Source organism: Hyphococcus flavus, assembly GCF_028748065.1.
Taxonomy (GTDB): Bacteria; Pseudomonadota; Alphaproteobacteria; order Caulobacterales; family Parvularculaceae; genus Hyphococcus; species Hyphococcus flavus.
The window spans coordinates 2574113-2593208 of record NZ_CP118166.1 but is presented as its reverse complement, the minus strand read 5'-3'; the positions used below and the strand labels follow the sequence as shown (position 1 = coordinate 2593208).

The 19096-nt window shown below is 56.4% G+C and carries 15 protein-coding genes; 9 read left to right on the top strand and 6 right to left on the bottom strand.

Annotated elements, in window-relative coordinates; translation table 11 throughout:
• Positions 1–5: 5 nt before the first annotated feature.
• Positions 6–1856, top strand: coding sequence for a translational GTPase TypA (gene typA / locus PUV54_RS12440; RefSeq protein WP_274492580.1), 1851 nt, complete (start codon positions 6–8; stop codon positions 1854–1856).
• 12 nt (positions 1857–1868) lie between these two features.
• On the opposite strand, the gene PUV54_RS12435 is transcribed toward typA, so the two are convergent.
• The 3 genes from PUV54_RS12435 to PUV54_RS12425 all read right to left on the bottom strand — a co-directional run bounded on the left by PUV54_RS12435 (position 1869) and on the right by PUV54_RS12425 (position 4778).
• Positions 1869–2273: a hypothetical protein gene (locus PUV54_RS12435; protein ID WP_274492579.1), complete on the bottom strand. Its 405-nt coding sequence runs from the start codon at positions 2271–2273 to the stop codon at positions 1869–1871.
• A 39-nt stretch (positions 2274–2312) separates the two neighbouring features.
• On the bottom strand, positions 2313–3476 hold the full coding sequence (locus tag PUV54_RS12430; protein WP_274495226.1) for an FAD-dependent oxidoreductase: 1164 nt from the start codon (positions 3474–3476) through the stop codon (positions 2313–2315).
• Positions 3477–3563: 87 nt separating this feature from the next.
• Positions 3564–4778 (bottom strand): acyltransferase family protein, encoded by a 1215-nt coding sequence (locus PUV54_RS12425; protein WP_274492578.1) that lies wholly within the window; start codon positions 4776–4778, stop codon positions 3564–3566.
• 203 nt (positions 4779–4981) lie between these two features.
• Between PUV54_RS12425 and PUV54_RS12420 the strand changes: the two genes are divergently transcribed.
• The gene (locus PUV54_RS12420) at positions 4982–5842 is read left to right on the top strand and encodes a LytTR family DNA-binding domain-containing protein (RefSeq protein WP_274492577.1); all 861 of its coding nucleotides are present in this window, start codon (positions 4982–4984) and stop codon (positions 5840–5842) included.
• Here PUV54_RS12420 and PUV54_RS12415 read toward each other — a convergent pair.
• A complete protein-coding gene (locus PUV54_RS12415) occupies positions 5839–6297 on the bottom strand; it encodes a GatB/YqeY domain-containing protein (RefSeq protein ID WP_274492576.1) in 459 nt (152 codons plus the stop codon). The two genes, PUV54_RS12420 and PUV54_RS12415, sit on opposite strands and share 4 nt — an antisense overlap.
• 225 nt (positions 6298–6522) lie before the next feature.
• On the opposite strand from PUV54_RS12415, the gene carA reads away from it, so the two are divergent.
• The 4 genes from carA (at position 6523) to PUV54_RS12395 (ending at position 11807) form a co-directional block, all read left to right on the top strand.
• Complete coding sequence (gene carA / locus PUV54_RS12410) at positions 6523–7689, top strand: glutamine-hydrolyzing carbamoyl-phosphate synthase small subunit (RefSeq protein ID WP_274492575.1); 1167 nt, start codon at positions 6523–6525, stop codon at positions 7687–7689.
• Entirely contained in the window at positions 7686–8444 is a 759-nt protein-coding gene (locus tag PUV54_RS12405; RefSeq protein ID WP_274492574.1) for a hypothetical protein, read from the top strand. The genes carA and PUV54_RS12405 overlap by 4 nt, the downstream gene beginning before the upstream one ends.
• Positions 8445–8576: 132 nt before the next feature.
• Positions 8577–10586 (top strand): amidohydrolase family protein, encoded by a 2010-nt coding sequence (locus PUV54_RS12400; protein WP_274492573.1) that lies wholly within the window; start codon positions 8577–8579, stop codon positions 10584–10586.
• 279 nt (positions 10587–10865) lie between these two features.
• Positions 10866–11807 (top strand): TolB family protein, encoded by a 942-nt coding sequence (locus tag PUV54_RS12395; RefSeq protein WP_274492571.1) that lies wholly within the window; start codon positions 10866–10868, stop codon positions 11805–11807.
• An 87-nt stretch (positions 11808–11894) separates the two neighbouring features.
• On the opposite strand, the gene PUV54_RS12390 is transcribed toward PUV54_RS12395, so the two are convergent.
• On the bottom strand, positions 11895–13073 hold the full coding sequence (locus PUV54_RS12390) for a winged helix-turn-helix domain-containing protein (protein ID WP_274492570.1): 1179 nt from the start codon (positions 13071–13073) through the stop codon (positions 11895–11897).
• A gap of 99 nt (positions 13074–13172) precedes the next feature.
• On the opposite strand from PUV54_RS12390, the gene PUV54_RS12385 reads away from it, so the two are divergent.
• Together PUV54_RS12385 and PUV54_RS12380 are read left to right on the top strand one after the other, a co-directional pair.
• The gene (locus tag PUV54_RS12385; protein WP_274492568.1) at positions 13173–13592 is read left to right on the top strand and encodes a PaaI family thioesterase; all 420 of its coding nucleotides are present in this window, start codon (positions 13173–13175) and stop codon (positions 13590–13592) included.
• Positions 13593–13614: 22 nt separating this feature from the next.
• The gene (locus PUV54_RS12380) at positions 13615–14346 is read left to right on the top strand and encodes an MBL fold metallo-hydrolase (RefSeq protein WP_274492567.1); all 732 of its coding nucleotides are present in this window, start codon (positions 13615–13617) and stop codon (positions 14344–14346) included.
• A 121-nt stretch (positions 14347–14467) separates the two neighbouring features.
• Here the strand turns inward: PUV54_RS12380 and PUV54_RS12375 are convergent, their stop codons facing one another.
• Positions 14468–15469, bottom strand: coding sequence for a Vgb family protein (locus PUV54_RS12375; RefSeq protein ID WP_274492566.1), 1002 nt, complete (start codon positions 15467–15469; stop codon positions 14468–14470).
• Positions 15470–15791: 322 nt separating this feature from the next.
• Between PUV54_RS12375 and carB the strand changes: the two genes are divergently transcribed.
• Positions 15792–19094 (top strand): carbamoyl-phosphate synthase large subunit, encoded by a 3303-nt coding sequence (carB, locus tag PUV54_RS12370; RefSeq protein WP_274492565.1) that lies wholly within the window; start codon positions 15792–15794, stop codon positions 19092–19094.
• The last annotated feature ends 2 nt before the right edge of the window (positions 19095–19096 follow it).

The window sequence follows — 19096 nt, the reverse complement described above, 5'->3', positions numbered from 1 at the left end:
GGCCTATGACGCAACGCACAACACAGCTCCGTAATATCGCCATTATCGCGCACGTCGATCATGGCAAAACCACGCTCGTCGACGAGATGCTGCGCCAGTCCGGCGCGGTTCGCGACAATGCGGAAATGGCCGAACGGGCCATGGATTCGAACGATATCGAGCGCGAGCGCGGGATCACCATCCTCGCGAAATGCACCAGCGTCGTCTGGGAAAAATCCGAAAACCCGATCCGCATCAACATTGTCGATACGCCGGGCCACGCCGATTTCGGCGGCGAAGTGGAGCGCATCCTTTCCATGGTCGATGGCTGCCTGCTCCTGATCGACGCTGCAGAAGGCCCGATGCCGCAAACCAAATTCGTTTTGTCGAAAGCGCTGGCGCTGGGTCTGAAGCCAATTGTAGTCCTCAATAAAGTTGACCGCCCAAGCGCTGACCCCGACAAGGCGCTGGACGCTGCGTTTGACCTTTTCGCCGCTCTTGGCGCAAACGACGAGCAACTGGACTTTCCCGTGCTCTATGCTGCTGGCCGCGATGGCTGGGCTGACCTTGCGCTGGATGGCGCCCGAGAAAATCTGGACGCGCTATTCGAAACGGTCGTCGCGCACGTGCCGGAGCCGGACATTGCTAATGACGCCGCTGATGCGCCGTTCAAAATGCTGGCGACGACACTTGAAGCTGACCCTTATCTAGGACGCATCCTCACCGGCCGCGTCGTTTCCGGCGTCGCAAAACCCGGCGTCACCATGAAAGCGCTGTCGCGAAGCGGTAAATCGATTGAGCAGGCGCGCGTCACCAAAGTGCTTGCCTTTCGCGGACTGAAACGTCAGCCAGTAGAAGATGCGTATCCCGGCGATATTGTCGCCATCGCCGGTTTCACCAAGGCTTCTGTTTCCGATACGATTTGTGATCTGCCGGTTACGGACGCGCTGCCCGCACAGCCTATCGATCCGCCGACGCTTTCGGTCACCATGGCCGCAAACGACTCCCCGCTTGCGGGCCGCGAAGGCGACAAGGTGCAGTCGCGCGTCATCCGCGAACGGTTGCTTCGCCAGGCCGAAGGCGATGTCGCCATCTCGGTAAAGGAAACCGAAAACAAGGACGCGTTCGAAATCGCCGGGCGCGGCGAGTTACAGCTTGGCGTTCTCATAGAAAACATGCGCCGCGAAGGCTTTGAACTCGCTGTCTCGCGCCCGCGGGTGGTGACGCGCACTGACGAAAACGGACAGTTGCTTGAACCGATCGAAGAAATCGTCATCGACGTTGATGATGATTTTTCCGGCGTCGTCATCGAAAAACTGTCGCAGAAAAAAGCTGAACTTGTTGAGATGAAACCGGCAGGCGCTGGCAAGACGCGTCTCGTCATGCATGCGCCGTCACGCGCGCTGATTGGCTATCATGGCGAATTCCTCACCGACACGCGCGGCACCGGCGTCATGAACCGGTCCTATCTTGAACACGCCCCGCACAAAGGCGCCATCGAAGGGCGCCGAAACGGCGTGCTCATTTCCAATGGCGACGGCGCAGCAGTGCCTTACGCCCTCTGGAACCTTGAAGAGCGCGGCGTCATGTTTATCTCACCGGGCGACGCCGTCTATGAAGGCATGATCATCGGCGAGAACGCCAAGCCGGAAGACCTTGATGTTAATCCGTTAAAGGGCAAGCAGCTCACCAATATCCGCGCCGCCGGCAAGGACGAAGCGGTGAAGCTCACGCCGCCGCGAAGACTGACTCTCGAACACGCCATCGCCTATATCGATGACGACGAACTGGTGGAAGTCACGCCCAAAACCGTGCGTCTGCGGAAAATTGCGCTAAAGCCACATTTGCGCAAACGACGTGCGAAAGAGAATGCGTAAAGGAAACAGCGTTTACTCAGACAATGGAACAGTAGACCAACCAAGTTGATCTACAAATCGTTGAAACCTTGCGATAGTATCCTTTGGCTGTACAACTCGCCGCCATTGCCTTTCTTTTTTCTTTGTATCTTCATAACAAAATTCAATGTCACCATCTTCAAGCGGTTCTATCCTAAGCCACGGAGTTGTCGGCGGAGGTGGATATTCCACTGCGGTCTGCGAAATAGAAAGCGTCAGCATGGAAGTATGCCCATACAGAGAGTCTTTCATTATGCTTGCATCAATATAACGGCATAGCGCTGCCAAGGCTTTATGCGCGCTCACCCACTCTCTTTCGCCTCTCATAGACGCGAATTCATCATAGCTTTCCGCTAATTTATGCCAAGGGCGATGCATAATTCCAAAATCACAATCCATTTGAACTATAAAGAGATAGTATGCATGCCTACCTTTCAGTCAACTTTTACACGGCCTGCCCAACGTCCCCGCAACCATCGACGCCAATAGCTTTGGCATCGGCCACATTGCCGATAGCGGCTGCGCGAGCAGATCGCGCAACGCAGGAACAAGCTTCAGGTTCGATTGATAGACCGGCGTGAACAGCCAACTGATGGTCTGATACAGCCGCACGTGGTCACGGCGCGAGTTTACAAACATGGCAAGCGCCGCACCGATGTCATCCATTTCATTCAACGCATTCGATAGCGCCAGGGCGTCGAGCAACGCCATGTTGGCGCCCTGCCCCAATTGCGGGCTTGCCGCATGCCAGGCGTCGCCGATATGCACGATGCGCCCCTCAACGGCATGTTTCGCCGTATGATGCGCATAGTGAGCAAAAACGAACTGATCGTGCGAGGTGAAAGCGCTAAGCACCGGCGCAGCCTCCGGCCACAGCTCCAGAACCTTATCTTTCCATTGATCGAGCGGCGCATCGCGCCACGCCTGATAAGAGTCAGCACGCAACGTCCAGAAGAACGCAGCCAGCTTTTCGCCGCCCGGTTCCATCGACCCGATCGGCATAACGCCCGAAGACACATTGGCGCTGCGATAGCGTTGCGCCAGAACGGTTTCATCAAAGTCATGCGCTAACGGAAACGGCGCGTTCGCCCACAAGGCGCCGAACGGCAGGTAGCAGTTCTGGCGTTCAACAAGCGGTGAACGCACGCCCAGCGCGTCAATCATCAGATCGAAGGACGGAGATTGTCTGCCGTCAGCAAACCGAAGAGATACGCCATTAGCCGACGCTTCAACAGTGCTGACTTCCTCGCCGTAATCCAGTTCGGCTTTTGCCTCGCTCGCCGTGTGCAGCAACAGATCGAATAACGCTGCGCGATGTACCGCCAGTCCGAAAGTCCCGGCGCCTAAGGCGTCGTAACGAACATCAAGGACTTTGCGTTTCCCGCCCTGCAACCGCCCATCGAGGCGTTTCAGGCGGGCGCCGCGCATCACAAGCGCTTCAAGAAGTCCGAGTTCCGCCAGCACCGATTGCCCCGTGGGCTGAACAATCAAGCCGGAACCAACCGGGCGAGGTTCCGGGGCCTTGTCGTAAATGACAACCTTGTGTCCCGCGCGCGCCAGAAACGCCGCTGATGACAGCCCGGCGATCCCCCCGCCGGCAATCGCAATGTTCAGCGTCTCTGGAATGATCTTTCCCCGCCTGGCAGCGCGAACAGATCACGCGAATTCGGCCGCCGCGTCCAGAGTGCGTTACGCCGCAACGGGCGCCGGTTTCGCGGATGGTTTCTTGTGCAGCGCCGGTGCTTTAATGCCGAGGAAAATCCGCAGGCCAGGAATGCGGCGGAACAGTTCAAACCCTGCGCCGCAACCAACAACAGTTATTGCGGTCACAAGCATAAATTCCGGCCACGCGCCAAGCTGCAACCCGGTTAAATAGTAGCCGGCGATGACAATGATCGACTGGTGCAGGATGTAGTAACAAAACACTGCGCCCGTCAGATAGGTGAGCAGTTTCGACGGACGGTTTAAAAAGCGCTGGCCAGCGCCCATTAGCATTACGATGAAGGCCCACGCGTAAAGCGTCAACAGAACTGTCGCGACTGGTCCGTCAATCACAGATGCATAGTAGTCCCAGTGGTTTGCGCGGAGATAAAATCGCAACCCGCTAATCAGCACGACAAACGCCGCCGCCATCGGCAGCGCGCGATCCACTGAAGTCCAGAAGCGGACGTGTTTCGCCGCAAAATATCCGAGCAGGAAAATCGTCAGGCGATGGGCGTGGTTCGCCCAGTCCCAGAAGAGATTATGGGTTGTAGGAAAATGCGGCGCCAGAAACGCCTCATAGGCGACAAACGGAATGATGATCAAAAACATCAGCCGTACCGGTCCGCCGGCAACTGCGTTTAAGGCTTTCGCGCCGCGCCCTTCGGCAAACCGCCGCAGCATCGGCAGGAACGGCGCCATCATCATGATGTAGAAGAACAGATAAACCACATACCAAAGATGGTTCCATGTAGGTGTGATCATTGGATAAAGCTGTTCGAGCTTCAGGTAGTTGCCCCAGAACGCGAAATACCCTGGTTCAATCCCGCCCGCCTGCCGCAGTTCGAAATAGCTTTGCGGGGCGACGATGACGATCATACCCCCAAGGATCGGCAAACCCAGCCGGTAGGCGCGCGAGGCGGCGAAGCGGCCCCGTGACAACGCCTTGTCCGACGCAAACCGGACCGCGACGCCGGAAATAAAGAACAACAGCGCCAGCCGCCATGGATTGACGACCAGCATCAGCGGCTCTGCCGCCGGACCCGCATACGCGCTTTTCACGTGCCAGCCCCAGGTCACGTAGAACATGCCGATATGATAAAAAATCAACAAGCCGAATGCGATGACGCGCAGCCAGTCGAGGTCGTACCGCCTCGTTTCGCCGGCTGAAAATCCGCCGCTTATTCCATCTGTAACCGCCATCAGGTCTCTCCCTTTCTTGCAGGATTTCAAGCTGGCGGCGCATGGCGGACTACGCCAGTGCAAAGACGCAAGGCGCGGCGCGGCGTGACAAAAGGCCGGAAATTCAACGGTTCTGGGACAAGCGGCGGCCAAATGGGATGAATTAGCGCGTCAATCATCAGCGTTATTGCAGCGTATTGGCGGCGCGTCCTAGAAAGGCGCCCATGACTGATGACGCGAAGAGCACGGTGGCCGCCCTGCCTCGGGACGACGCCCGCGCCGACCGAACGACCTTTTTCTGGGTCGTGGGTTTTTTCACCGCGTTTCTCGTTGTCGGCATCCTTTCACGCATGACGGAGCAATCGCGCAGCGCCGCCGATCTCGAGGTCGGGCGCTACGTCCTTTATGAATGTTCCAGTATTCTCATTATCCTGGCGCTTTATCCGCTATTGAGGTTAGCCGTGACTTACGCCGCGCCCGGCCAACATGACTGGCGGCGCATCATCGCTGTGCATGCCGGGTTTTGCGTGCTTTTTTCGATCATTCACATCGCCGGCATGGTGGCGATCCGCAAGGCCGTTTTTCCCTTCGCCTTTGGCGAACCCTACATCTTCACCGATAATCTTTTCCGCGAGTTCGTCTACGAATTCCGCAAGGACGCGGTCACCTACTCGCTGATTGCCTTTTTCATCACCTTTGGCCGCCAGCTTGAACAACAGCGCCGCGAGCTTACCGCCGCGCGCGAGGACGCAAAAACATCGCAGCGTCTGACGCTGAAATGCGGCGGGCGTTCCGTATTCGTGGACGCCAGCAAAGTTGTCTGGGTCAAATCCGCGTCGAATTATGTGGAAGTGCGCGCGGGCGCCGAAACGCATCTTGCTCGCGCGACGCTCGGCGCCATCGAAAACCAGCTCACCGATGCGGGCGCAGATGCGATCCGCGTGCACCGCTCATGGATTGTGAACAAGAACCACATAAAAAAGATCGCCCCCACAGGCGAGGGCGATCTTCGTATTGAGATGAGCGATGAGACAATCGTGCCCGGCAGCCGCCGCTATCGCGACCGGCTGCCATCGCAAGGTTAACTTAGCCGATCTTTCATCATCTTGCCGGCAGCGCCGAAATCCATGGAGCCATGAAAACGCTCTTTCAGCGCACCCATGCACTTGCCCATATCTTTAAGGCCTGACGCATCGTACTCGTCGATGACGTCTTTCACCGCGACCTTGATTTCATCTTCGGATAGCTGACGCGGCAGGAATTCCCGGATCACGTCGATCTCGGCGCGCTCCTGTTCTGCCAGTTCCGGACGGCAGCCCTTTTCAAACGCCGCCGCGCTTTCCTCGCGCTGCTTCACCATCTTGGTGAGAATGCCGAGAATTTCTTCATCGTTCGCGCCTTCGCAGCGGTCCTCGCCGCGCGCGGCGATATCGCGGTCTTTAATGGCGGCGTTGATCAGCCGCAGCGTCGCCACGCGCAGTTTCTGATCTTTGGCCTTCATGGCCGCTTTCAACGCCGTATCGATTTGCTCTTTGAGCATCAGTGATTCTCCGTCGCTTTTGGCTTCGCTATTCAAATTGCGCGCCGCAGCGTCTGTTTAAATTTTATCTAGTTGTTTTCTATGGATAATTCCAAGCTTATCCGTCATTGACCCGTCTGGTCCGTTCGCATAGCTTCCGGCCAATTTGCGCGACGGGACCGCTTCATCGCCAGCCCGGTCACGCTCGTCGCCTGAAGCAACAAAGCCGCGAAGAGATATGCATCAATGAAAATTAGTCAAGCACCCGCCGAACGTCCCACCGCCGTCCTGGTTTTAGCCGATGGAACAACCCTTTACGGGCAAGGGGTTGGCGCGGCGGGCGAGGCCGTGGGCGAGGTTTGTTTCAATACGGCCATGAGCGGCTATCAGGAGATTCTGACCGACCTGTCATACGCGGGTCAGTTAATCACCTTCACCGCCCCGCATATCGGCAATGTAGGCGTTAACGCAGACGACGTTGAAAGCGATTCGAAATCCATGGCGGCGCGCGGGGCGATCTTCCGCGCGGTCCCGACCAACCCGTCGAACTACCGCGCGCAACTCGACATCTCGCCCTGGATGCGCCGGCGCGGGATAGTCGGCATCTCCGGCATCGACACGCGCGCGCTGACCGCGCTCATCCGCGAAAAAGGCATGCCTCATGGCGTCGTCGCGCATAACCTGTCCGGGCAATTCGATATTGAATCTTTGAAAAAACGCGCCGCCGAATGGGCGGGGCTAGAGGGGCGCGATCTGGCGAAAGACGTCACAACACTTACCCCTTACGCGCACACCGAAAACGGCTGGGAATGGAACAAGGGCTACGGCGCCCATGACGGTTCCGGCCCGCACATTGTCGTCATTGATTATGGCGTCAAACGAAACATCCTGCGCCGTCTCGCTGCTGAAGGGTGCCGCGTCAGTGTCGTCCCGGCGAAGGCGAGCTACGAAGAGATCATGGAAAAGAACCCGGACGGCGTTGTCCTCTCCAATGGTCCGGGCGACCCGGCGGCTACAGGCGAATACGCCGTGCCGGTGATCCGTAAGCTGATTGAAAACAAAATCCCGACGCTCGGCATCTGCCTCGGCCATCAGATGCTGGCGCTCGCCGCCGGCGCGAAAACGAAGAAAATGCCCCAGGGCCATCATGGCGCCAACCATCCGGTGAAAGACCTTTCGACCGGCAAGGTCGAGGTCGTTTCCATGAACCACGGCTTTACGGTGGATGGCGCGGCCCTCCCCGCCAATGTGGAAGAAACGCATGTGTCTCTGTTCGACGGCACAAACTGCGGCATCGCGATGAAGGACGCGCCGGCCTTTTCCGTGCAGCACCACCCGGAAGCCTCCCCGGGACCGGAAGACAGCTTTTATATTTTCAAGCGGTTTGTGGACGGGCTGAGGAAGGCGGCGTGAGCGAGGATTTTAGCTTTCAAACTTTGAAAGACCTTTGCCTATACGGACTTCAACAGGCTATTTTGCGAATAGACTACATAGACGATGATTTTTTTGATTCTATAACAAATGAAATCAGCGTCGATGGCTATAAGCCTATCCTGATCAAAAAAGCGTTGGATGCTCTACGAGACGAAAAACTCGTCGAGTTTCCAACTATGCTTCAAATGCGCGCCACAATAACAGGAAAAGGTTTACAACGGTGCGAAACTCGTCATTATAAGGATAATGTTGATAATTATATCATAACCATCTACGAGCATGAGCCGGCACTAAACTCTCTACACACAAGCGAAGCACGCTCTATTTATAGCATCCACATAAAACATAAGGACAAAGACCAGAACGAATCGATCTTTGTTGAAGAACAAGAAGGGTTAGTTTACGCATCTGATCGCTATGTTAGCGTCCGGGATAATCAAGAGCCATTCGATCAACTTGAACGTTCACTGGATGAAATCAAAGACGAATTCGCACGCGATCACAACCGAGGGCAATACGCTACTGATGGCGCTGAGTCACATTTGATCAACATCGACATAATCCAAGCCCAAATCAAACGCGGCTGGGTAAACTTGGATGAACTCCGGGATCAATTGAGGCCTTCACTACAAAAACTTGAAGCAGATTGTAAAAGTTTTGCAATTATCGGTGGAACTATGCTAGGCGCTATCGCTGCCGCATTAAAAGCTATAAGTGTTATACTTGGACGCTAACACCACTAGAAAGCGCGAAAGCGTTTTCGACCTCCCCCCCCCCGACCGCACCGCGCAATGACACTGCCGTGATGACCGTGTAGGTTTGAACGCACGCGGCTTGTCGAATCGTTCGTCAAATAAGGGGACATTATGAAACTCGGAATCTTTAGCGCGGCGCTTGCCGCCATAACCTTCATCGCCAGCGCCAGCGCGGCCGGGGCAGAGATACGCCGCTATGACTGGCTCACCATTGGCGAGCCCTCCGGCGAACTGATTGTCGAGGAAGGCGATGACGGCGCCGTTTCCATGCAGTTTTCGTTTAATGACCGCGGGCGCGGGCCGGAGATCGAAGCCGACTACGTCCTCAATGAAGACGGCGTCCCTATTTCCATAACCATCACCGGACTGACCTACGCCAAGGGCGATGCAAGCGAAACATTTTCAATGGAAGACGGCGTTGCGCGCTGGAACGCCGGCGCCATATCCGGCGAAAAGGCTGTCACTACAACGTCGCTTTATACGCTCACCCTTTCGGGCATTCCCGAACATACGGCGATAATGGCGCGCGTCCTGCTTGACGCGCCGGACAGAACCTTGCCGACCCTGCCCGCAGGCGAGATGCGCATTGAAGAGCTTGAAAGCGCGGCTTTCCCCTCTTCTGATGGCGACGTTAACGCTACGCTTTATGCGCTGTATACGGAGGGCCCTTACCCAACATATATCTGGCTTGACGAGGACCTGAACCTGTTTGGCGCCGATTATGGCTGGTTCGCTATCGCGCCAGAAGGCATGGCGTCGGCGATGCCGATCATGAAGGAACGCCAGACAGCCGCGACCAATGAAAGAACCGCGTCGCTTTCAGAAAGCTTCCGGCATAATGCAAGCGGTCTTGTTGTCATTACAAACGCACGCCTGTTCGACAGTCTTACGGGCGAAGTTCATCGCCGGTCGACAATCTTCGTTCAGGACGGCGTCATTGCGGCGGTCTATCACGAACGCGTCGATGCGCCTGAAGACGCGATAGTGATCGACGCAAAAGGCAAGATGGTGCTGCCCGCCCTGTGGGACATGCACGCCCATGTCGGCACCAACAATCTTTTCAACTACATCTCCGCCGGCGTTCTCAACATTCGCGACATGGCGAATGATCCCGATTATATCATCCAACTAAAGCGTGACCTCGCGAACCGCGACATCGCCGGGCCCGATGTGCACGCCATGGGCTTCATCGACAAACGCTCCCCCTACGCCGCGCCCACGGGCATGCTCGCCGACACGCTCGACGAAGCGCTGGAATTCGTCGACTGGTATGCACAGCGCGGCTTTCGCGGCATAAAACTCTACAGCTCCATTGAGCCAGATTGGGTCGAGCCGATTGCGGAACGGGCCCATGCGCACGGCCTCACCGTGCTCGGCCACATTCCCGCCTACATGACGGCGGAACAGGCGATCCGCGCAGGCTATGACGAAATTACTCACGTCAACATGCTGTTTCTCAACTTCATGAATGCGGAGGAAATTGATACGCGTACGCCGCAACGGTTCATTGTGCCTGCGCGCGAGGGCGGAAACCTTGATCTCGATTCCGCTGAAGTCGAAGATTTCATCAACCTGATGGTGGAACAAGGCATCGCCCACGATCCGACGCACACGATCTTTCAGGGCACGTTCCTCGAAACACCGGGCGACATTCTGGTCGAGGCGGCGAATTTCTACGATCACCTTCCGCAATCGCAGCAATCCGGTCTGATCGCAGGCGAAGGTTTTAACAAAGGCATCGAGGAAGAAGGCGCCCGCACGGCGGCGGTCGCGCGCGACCTTATCCGCAAGCTTCACGGAAAGGGCGTGCGCGTTCTGCCCGGCACCGACGCCGGGTTCCCGGGTTTCGTCTTGCTGCGCGAACTTGAGCTATTCGGCGATGCCGGCATCCCCGCCAATGAAGTCCTGCAGCTTGCAACGATTGAATCGGCGCGGCATCTCGGCCTTGACCAGTCGCTCGGGTCAATCAGCCCGAACAAAAAAGCGCATCTCATCATCGTCGATGGCGACCCGATCAAAGACCTCGCCGACCTTTACAAGGTCGATACCATCATCAAGGGATCGGATATGTTCAAACCAGCGGAAATCCACGAGGCGTTCAACATCAAATCGTTTGATTGATAGTGCTTAGAACGCAATTGCAGCGATAAGGTTGAAACCGACCGGCCTGGCGGATCACTACGTCGGGGCGGGTTCTAAGTGGCGAACCTTTAAGACACTGTGTGGCGCCGCCAACTATAGTCCTTTCATGGAAATCACTGGCGCCAATCGTTCCGTCGGTTACAGCTTGCATGTTATGGAGCCAAACGATACGAATAAAGTCGATGTGCGTATTAATGCACAGCACGGCCACGGCCAACTGCCGGTAATCGGAAACTCGGCGAAGGAGGTAGCGTGCGAATGATTTCACCATATTACGCCATTGGCATCATCGGCCTGCTGACAACGTCTTGCGCTCAGGTTCAAACAATAACGTATGAGACGTCCACCGATCCTGGCGGCTGCTTGATAGAGCATGTCGCCGTCGATCCGGACAGACAGCAGTTTCACTTTGATGGCTTATCGCCTGACGGCGCCAAATTAGCGATCGGCTGGAATCGCAATGGTGAAGAAAGCGGTCTTTACCTGCTGGACCTTATCACCGGCGCGCGCACCGAGATTCCAAATCTAAATAACGGCGCGGTGTTTTCTCCCGACGGTAACAGGCTTCTCAATATTGCGCCTACAGAGAATGGAAGAACAGATATTGTCGAATACGACCTTGCAACTGGCGAGATGACGACAATTGCGCCGCACGATGATTGGGAGTGGCTCGCCAGCTACTCCTCGGATGGCGAACGTATCTTGTTTAATTCCTACCGAACCGGCGCATCAGATATTTACACTTATCGTAAATCTGATGGCCAGTTGAAACGATGGACCGATTTTGACGGTTATGAAGCGCACGGGCAATTTTCTCCCGACGATTCAAAAATACTGTTCAACCGCCAGGATGAAGGCGAAGACTATAATATATATGTTATTGATGCGAATACCGGCGACATTTCCCAATTGACCGACGAAGCGACTGAAGAGGGTTACGCGAGTTGGTCACCGGAAGGCGATACCATCGTTTTCGCATCGGACCGGAGTCAAGCCTCCGGCGAACCCGATCTTTATCTGATGAGCGCCAATGGCGAAAATGTTCGTCGGATCACTGACCATCCAGCGAAAGACGAGTACCCCTTCTTCTCACCGGATGGGAAATATATCTACTTCAATTCCTATCGCAGCGAGCCCAAAGGCATTTACCGCATAGAATTGGATGGCGATCTGAACTGTGTGAAAAGCGTTGTGCAGTAGAGATCAAGAGCTGCTGTTTAGCTTAATAACAGATATTTTTCTCCACCTCAGCCCATATCATGTTTGGGCCATCAATGGGCATTTAACCTATCGATTGCCTGCTTTTCTTGCCACTTTACCGCATCCGACAAATCTTCCCATCCGGTCGAGTTCCGCGTCGAGTTTTTTCAGGCGCGCCGCCGTCGCTTTTACTTTCGTTTCCCACCAGACGTTATCGACAGTGATGGTTTCTTTTTTACGGTCGGCTTTCGCCTCGATACGGCCGATCATGCGCTCGCCCTCCAGAATCGGATAGATGTAATACCCATACTGACGTTTCGCGGCGGGCGTGAACATCTCATTCCTGTAATCAAACCCGAAAAGCCGCTGCAAACGGTTGCGGTCGCGAACCACCGGATCGAAAGGGTTAAGCAGACGCAAGCGGCTCGTCGGCGCTTTCAACTGATCAATCCGTTCTTTAATATCGCAGGGCGCAAAGGCATGAAAATGCGCGCCGTCGGCGCAGGTCACCTTAACTTCCATCAACTGGCTCTTGCGCTTTTTTAGCCACGCCTTCACTTCATCGAGCGAGACGGCATCCCAGTAACGCTGAATGTCGCCGGCGGTTGCGAAGCCCATACGCTCGAGCGCGCCAGAACACAGCCATTCTACCGCGCGCGCATCACTCACCGTATTGTTCAGCATTTTCGGCGGGATCACCTTTTCCCGCACGGCATAATACTTAATGAAATTGCGGCGATGACAGGTGGCAAGCTCGCCGCCGTACCACAGCCCGTCGAGCACAAACTTGTGCGGCGGACGCGCCCACCCTTCCTTACGGCTTGCGCCCGGCGCGGCTTTGAAGTCGCCGGAACACAATGGCCCTTCCGCCGCCACGCGGTTGTAGATTTTATCGCGTTCTTTTTTTGGCGGCATGAACGCGCCCCAGCGGCTTTTTGTGATCTTTTCGATCATGCGGCCAAACTGGCGGCGCCAATAGGGATAATATTCCATTGGCAGCACCGACGCGTCATGGGTGAAATGCTCAAACGCCAGCCGGTCCTTCACCAGATCGTCGAGCATGCTTTCGCGGTAATTCTGGTTGCGCGACCACAGAATATGATCATGCGCGCGGGCGATAATGCGGATCGTATCGAGCTGCACGAAACCGAGCCCGTCGATGATCGCCATGAGCCCCGCCTGATCGAGCGCGCCGGTTGGTTGCGCAGCAAGCCCCTGGCGCGTCAGCCACAGCCTGCGCGCATCCCGATTGGAAATCGTCAACATCGTCAGCCTTGTGAAACATCGTGGCTCTGTTTGGCAAGCGCCGTCGGGCGACTGCTATTTTGTGTTCCCTAACCGCGCGCCGCCTCATAACTTTCTCCGATGAAACGAGATTTGAGAGAAATATTCGAACGGATCACCGGCACGGGCTTTACGAAAGCCTCCGGTTTCAAGGTGCGCGACTTCGAAGAAGGCAAAGTCACGCTGGAAGCGGCGCCTAAGGAAGAACTCACCCAGTTCATGGGCTATGTGCATGCCGGCGTCGTTACGGGGCTTGCCGATCACGCGGCTGGAGCGGCCTACGCCTCCACCCTGCCCGAGGGCAAGGCGTGCCTCACCATCGAACTCAAGATCAACCTGATGAAACCGGCCGAGGGCGATATGCTCGCAGCGGAAGCACGCGTCATCTCCGCCGGCGGCACGATCGGCGTCGTGCAGTCGGATGTCTATGGCGAAACGGACGGCAAGCGCGTTCATTGCGCCACGGCGCTCGTGACGTTACGCGCCATAGCCATCGGCTGATCAAGCCGTTATCACTTGGTTCATGACTAACGCACAACCACAGCCCCCGTTTCAGGTTCGCGTCGTTCCCGTAACGCCGTTCCAGCAGAACTGTTCCATCATCCGCGCCGCCAGCGGCAAGGCGGCGGTCGTCGATCCCGGCGGCGAACCGGATAAAATTCTGAAAGCCGCCGAAGAGTTCGATGCAACAATTGAACAGATCTGGCTGACCCATGGTCATCTCGATCACGCAGGCGGCGCTGAGGCGGTAAAACGCAAAACCGGCGCGCCGATTATCGGCCCGCATAAAGAAGACACTTTCTGGCTTGATGAAATCGCCGATCACTGGGCGCGTTACGGCCATCCGGGGATGGGCGAAAACTGCGCACCTGACAAGTGGCTGAATGACGGCGATACGCTTGAACTAGATGGCAACGAATTCGGCGTCGTCTACACACCTGGCCACACGCCGGGCCATGTGGTGATCTTTCACAGGCAAGCAAACCTGGCGTTCGTCGGCGATGTTCTTTTTGCCGGGTCAATCGGGCGGACTGATTTTCCGCGCGGCGATCACGACACGCTGATCAATTCAATTACTCACAAACTTTGGCCTTTGGGCGATCTGCAGTTCGTGCCCGGGCACGGACCTGCATCGACATTCAACCGCGAGCGGCAGTCCAACCCATTCGTCGCCGATTCCATTACTGGCTATGGCGGTGCGGAAACGAAACCGGCGAACGAAATGGATCAAAAACTGTCAAAGCGCTGGCAGTAAGACAGTCATTCATGGACGACTCGCCACGGTTTAACCGTGGCGTCCAGCTAAGCCTGCTTATTCTAACAGTCAGAAATGGTCCCCACAGTCTAGCCGTAGGGAATCGCAGACGTTGGATTTATTACTCGTCCTGAGGCTCAACAATCGCACGTCCGATATAGTTGGTGTCGGCGCCGAACCACACTGCGCCTGAAGGCTGGTGATAATGCATGTGGCGGATGGTGCCGCCGCCGGACGGCACCGGGGTTGCGCTGAACCATTCTTCCGTTTCTGGATCGAAGCCCATGAACATGTTCGGTTGCACGCCTGTGGCGACAGCCCAGATACGGTCAGATGAGTCTGACGCCGTACCATAGGGCCTTGCACCCTCGCCCTGCGGCATCTGCCATTCCTCAAATTCATCCGCTTCCGGATCATAGGCGCCAAGATAACCCTTGGCGTAATCCACATACCAGACCCGGCCGTCGCTCGTTACTTCCAGGCGGCGCGGTCGCGCTTCCTCGCGCGGCAGATCGAACACGCGGTAGTCCATCGTTTCCGGATCCATGCCGAGAAGCTTGTTCGTACCAAGCAGCACTACCCAGATCACGCCGTCCGGCCCGATCTTGATGCCATAAGGACGCGAGTTTTCGACTGGCGACGGAACGAGATCGACTTTGCGACCCTCCAGCGTCAAACGCCCTATCATATTGGCGCCCTGCAGGGTGAACCAGATATGTTCTTCTTCGTCATCCATGATCAGCGTGTGCGGATCGCGCGCCGCCGGATCAGGCATCGGGATTTCCTCAATCTCTTTCGTCTTGGGATCATAACGACCGATCAGCGCCGTCTTATTGCCCGCGTACCAGACGATGCCTTTCGAATCGACAATCAGATTGTGCGGCGCGGACCCCTCTTTGAGATCGACCTTGTGAAACTCGCCCGTCTCGGCGTTAAGATGCGCCAGATACCCTGCCCGCTGGCCAACGAACCAGACCGAGTTGGCGCTTTCAGCGAACGGATCGCGCGGCCGGGAGTTTTCATAAGGAACCTCCCACTCCTGGATATCAATTGTTTGCTGGGCCGCAGCAGGCATGGCGCTAAAGGCTGCCGCACTAACTGCAATCGCTCTGAATAAGCTCATGAAATGCCTCCCAATGGCGTGGCTCTGATTCCGGCGGACGATAACATGAGAAGCCGCCGCGTAACGCCCCCTTAATGGGTAAAACTTTTGTTAGACTTGCCCCTTCGGTTAGTGACACAGCCCCTTAAATGCCGTCCCGGCGCCTCCAATCGCCCATAGGCGATTTTTCTGCTTCCAATCCGCCCTTTTTCAGCACCCAAGCCTTCCCCTTTGCGGCTCCTTCACCTAAGACAACGCTTTAACCGACAATTGATTCTGAAGATTCCCGTGCATGCGGGCGCTATCACGCGCGCCCTCTGGCGCGGGCTGCGCGCGAGTAAATATGCCGAAACGTACTGACCTTTCTTCCATCCTCATCATTGGCGCTGGCCCGATCGTCATCGGACAGGCTTGCGAGTTCGATTATTCAGGCGTTCAGGCCGTCAAAGCCCTCAAAGAAGAAGGCTACCGGGTCATTCTGGTGAATTCGAACCCGGCGACGATCATGACCGACCCGGAGCTCGCCGACGCCACCTATGTGGAACCGATCACGCCGGAATATGTGGAAAAAGTCATCGCCCGCGAGCGTCCCGATGCGCTGCTCCCGACGATGGGCGGACAGACGGCGCTCAACTGCGCGCTCGATCTCGAACAGGCAGGCGTTCTCGAAAAATACGGCGTTGAGATGATCGGCGCCCGCGCCGACGTCATTGAAAAAGCCGAGGACCGCGAAAAGTTCCGTACGGCGATGGAAAAGATCGGGCTGGAGAACCCGCGCTCGGCCATTGCAGGATCACCGCCCATAAAAGACGAGGCCGGCAAGATTGTCGGCTACGATCGCGCCAGCGGCGTCGCCAACGCGCTTAAGTTTCTTGATGACATTGGCCTGCCTGCGATTATCCGTCCTGCGTTCACCCTCGGGGGCACAGGCGGCGGCGTCGCCTATAACCGTGAGGAGTTCGAACAATTTGTGCGTTCAGGCATCGACGCCTCACCCGTAGGTCAGGTGCTGATCGACGAAAGCCTTCTCGGCTGGAAAGAATACGAGATGGAAGTTGTTCGCGACAAGGCGGACAATTGCGTCATCATCTGTTCCATTGAAAACGTCGACCCCATGGGCGTTCATACGGGCGATTCCATCACCGTTGCGCCCGCCCTGACGCTGACGGACAAAGAGTTTCAGATCATGCGCAACGCCTCCATCGCCGTCATGCGCGAGATCGGCGTTGAGACCGGCGGATCGAATGTGCAGTTCGCGGTCAATCCGGATAACGGCCGCCTTGTGGTCATTGAGATGAACCCGCGCGTGTCGCGTTCCTCCGCCCTCGCTTCAAAAGCGACAGGCTTTCCCATCGCGCGCATCGCCGCAAAGCTCGCTATCGGCTACACGCTCGACGAGTTGGACAACGACATAACCGGCGCGACGCCAGCGGCGTTTGAGCCGACTATCGATTATATCGTCACCAAAATTCCACGCTTTGCCTTTGAAAAATTTCCGGGCTCCGAGCCCATGCTCTCGACAGCGATGAAGTCCGTGGGCGAGGCCATGGCCATCGGCCGGACCTTCGCGGAGTCGGCCCAAAAAGCATTGCGTTCCCTTGAAACCGGGCTTTGCGGGTTCGATCCCATCGCCGTTCCGGGCCTTGGCGAAGGCGACGACCTCAACGCGTTTCGTGCGGCGCTGGCCGCGCCCACGCCGGACCGGTTGCGCGTCACGGCGCAGGCGTTCCGTCATGAATTGCCCATCGAACAGGTGCGCGCCATTACCCAATACGATCCATGGTTTCTGGAACAGATTGCGGAAATCGTCACCATGGAAAAACGGATCGAAGCAGACGGACTGCCATCAGATGCTGAGACCTTGCGCGCCGTAAAAGCCATGGGCTTTTCCGACAAACGTCTTTCTCAACTCTGCGGCGCTACGGAAAAACAGGTCCGTGATTTCCGCCGCGAACGCGACGTCACACCTGTCTTTAAACGCATTGACACCTGTGCGGCTGAATTCGCAGCGAAAACGCCCTACATGTACTCCGCCTACGAAACATCTTTCGGCGAGCAACCACAATGTGAATCTGCGCCATCCGACCGGAAAAAAGTCATCATCCTCGGCGGCGGGCCGAACCGCATCGGCCAGGGCATCGAGTTTGACTATTGCTGCTGCCACGCAGCGTTCGCGCTTGCCGACATTGGCGTTGAATCAATCATGGTCAACTGCAATCCGGAAACAGTCTCGACAGACTATGACACATCGGACCGGCTCTATTTCGAACCGCTGACTGCAGAAGACGTTCTTGAGATCGTCGGCAAAGAACGGGAAAGTGGCAAACTTCTCGGCGTGATCGTTCAATATGGCGGCCAGACGCCGTTGAAACTCGCTGGCATCCTGGAATCCGAAGGCGTTCCCATTCTCGGCACGCCTTATGATGCTATCGATCTGGCGGAAGATCGCGAGCGATTTCAAGGGTTGGTCAACAAGCTCGGGCTTCTGCAACCCAAAAACGCCACCGCGCCATCAAAAGAAAAAGCGGCCGAGATAGCTGGCGAGGTCGGTTATCCTCTTGTAACCCGTCCATCATATGTCCTTGGCGGGCGCGCCATGGAAATCGTGCGTGATGAGACGGCGTTGAAACATTATCTTGCAACTGCCCTGATCGAAATCTCGGATGACGAGCCGCTCCTCCTCGATCAGTATTTGCAAAACGCCATAGAGGTCGATGTCGACGCTATCAGCGACGGCGAGGACGTATTTATCGCTGGCGTCATGGAACATATCGAAGAAGCCGGCGTGCATTCAGGCGACAGCGCTTGCTCGCTTCCGCCTTATACGCTTTCCGAAAATATCATTGCCGAACTAAAGGACCAGACAAGACGGCTGGCACTGGAACTTGGCGTGATCGGCCTCATGAATGTTCAGTACGCCATCAAGGGCGAAACAATATTCCTGCTCGAAGTTAATCCGCGCGCATCGCGCACTGTGCCGTTCGTCGCAAAATCGGTCGGCCTGCCCGTCGCGCGGATCGCCGCCAAAGTCATGGCGGGTCAAAAGATCAAGGACCTCAACCTTGTCTGGCCTGAATACACGCACATGTCCGTCAAGGAAGTCGTCTTCCCGTTTTCGCGTTTTCCCGGCGTTGATACCATGCTTGGTCCTGAAATGCGCTCGACAGGCGAGGTCATGGGCATCGACGTGAATTTCGACCGCGCCCGGGCCAAGAGCCTTATTGCTTCGGGCGCCCGCATTCCCATGAGCGGATGCGTGTTCATCTCACTGAAAGATTCAGACAAGCCATTGATGGTCAGCGCCGCGAAAAGTCTTCTCGAAATTGGCTTCAAAATCGTCGCAACCGGTGGGACGGCGGATTATCTTCAGGCTCAGGGCCTTGATATTTCTCGTGTCAATAAAGTGCTGGAGGGCCGGCCACACATCGTTGATGCGCTAAAGAACGGCGAGATCAATATGGTCTTCAACACCACCGAAGGCGCACAGTCGATCAAGGACTCACGCTCTATCCGGACGACATCACTGGCGCAGAAAATCCCCTGCATTACGACCTGCGCCGGCGCGCGCGCAGCCGTTCGCGCGATTGAGGCCATGCGCGAAGGCGCGCTCGAAGTTGCGCCATTACAGTCTTATTTTCGCGATTAAAT

Coding starts and splice junctions, on each gene's coding strand:
- typA (WP_274492580.1), top strand. CDS start 6: ATGACGCAACGCACAACACAGCTCCGTAATATCGCCATTATCGCGCAC.
- PUV54_RS12435 (WP_274492579.1), bottom strand. CDS start 2,273: ATGGATTGTGATTTTGGAATTATGCATCGCCCTTGGCATAAATTAGCG.
- PUV54_RS12425 (WP_274492578.1), bottom strand. CDS start 4,778: ATGGCGGTTACAGATGGAATAAGCGGCGGATTTTCAGCCGGCGAAACG.
- PUV54_RS12420 (WP_274492577.1), top strand. CDS start 4,982: ATGACTGATGACGCGAAGAGCACGGTGGCCGCCCTGCCTCGGGACGAC.
- PUV54_RS12415 (WP_274492576.1), bottom strand. CDS start 6,297: ATGCTCAAAGAGCAAATCGATACGGCGTTGAAAGCGGCCATGAAGGCC.
- carA (WP_274492575.1), top strand. CDS start 6,523: ATGAAAATTAGTCAAGCACCCGCCGAACGTCCCACCGCCGTCCTGGTT.
- PUV54_RS12400 (WP_274492573.1), top strand. CDS start 8,577: ATGAAACTCGGAATCTTTAGCGCGGCGCTTGCCGCCATAACCTTCATC.
- PUV54_RS12395 (WP_274492571.1), top strand. CDS start 10,866: ATGATTTCACCATATTACGCCATTGGCATCATCGGCCTGCTGACAACG.
- PUV54_RS12390 (WP_274492570.1), bottom strand. CDS start 13,073: ATGTTGACGATTTCCAATCGGGATGCGCGCAGGCTGTGGCTGACGCGC.
- PUV54_RS12385 (WP_274492568.1), top strand. CDS start 13,173: ATGAAACGAGATTTGAGAGAAATATTCGAACGGATCACCGGCACGGGC.
- PUV54_RS12380 (WP_274492567.1), top strand. CDS start 13,615: ATGACTAACGCACAACCACAGCCCCCGTTTCAGGTTCGCGTCGTTCCC.
- PUV54_RS12375 (WP_274492566.1), bottom strand. CDS start 15,469: ATGAGCTTATTCAGAGCGATTGCAGTTAGTGCGGCAGCCTTTAGCGCC.
- carB (WP_274492565.1), top strand. CDS start 15,792: ATGCCGAAACGTACTGACCTTTCTTCCATCCTCATCATTGGCGCTGGC.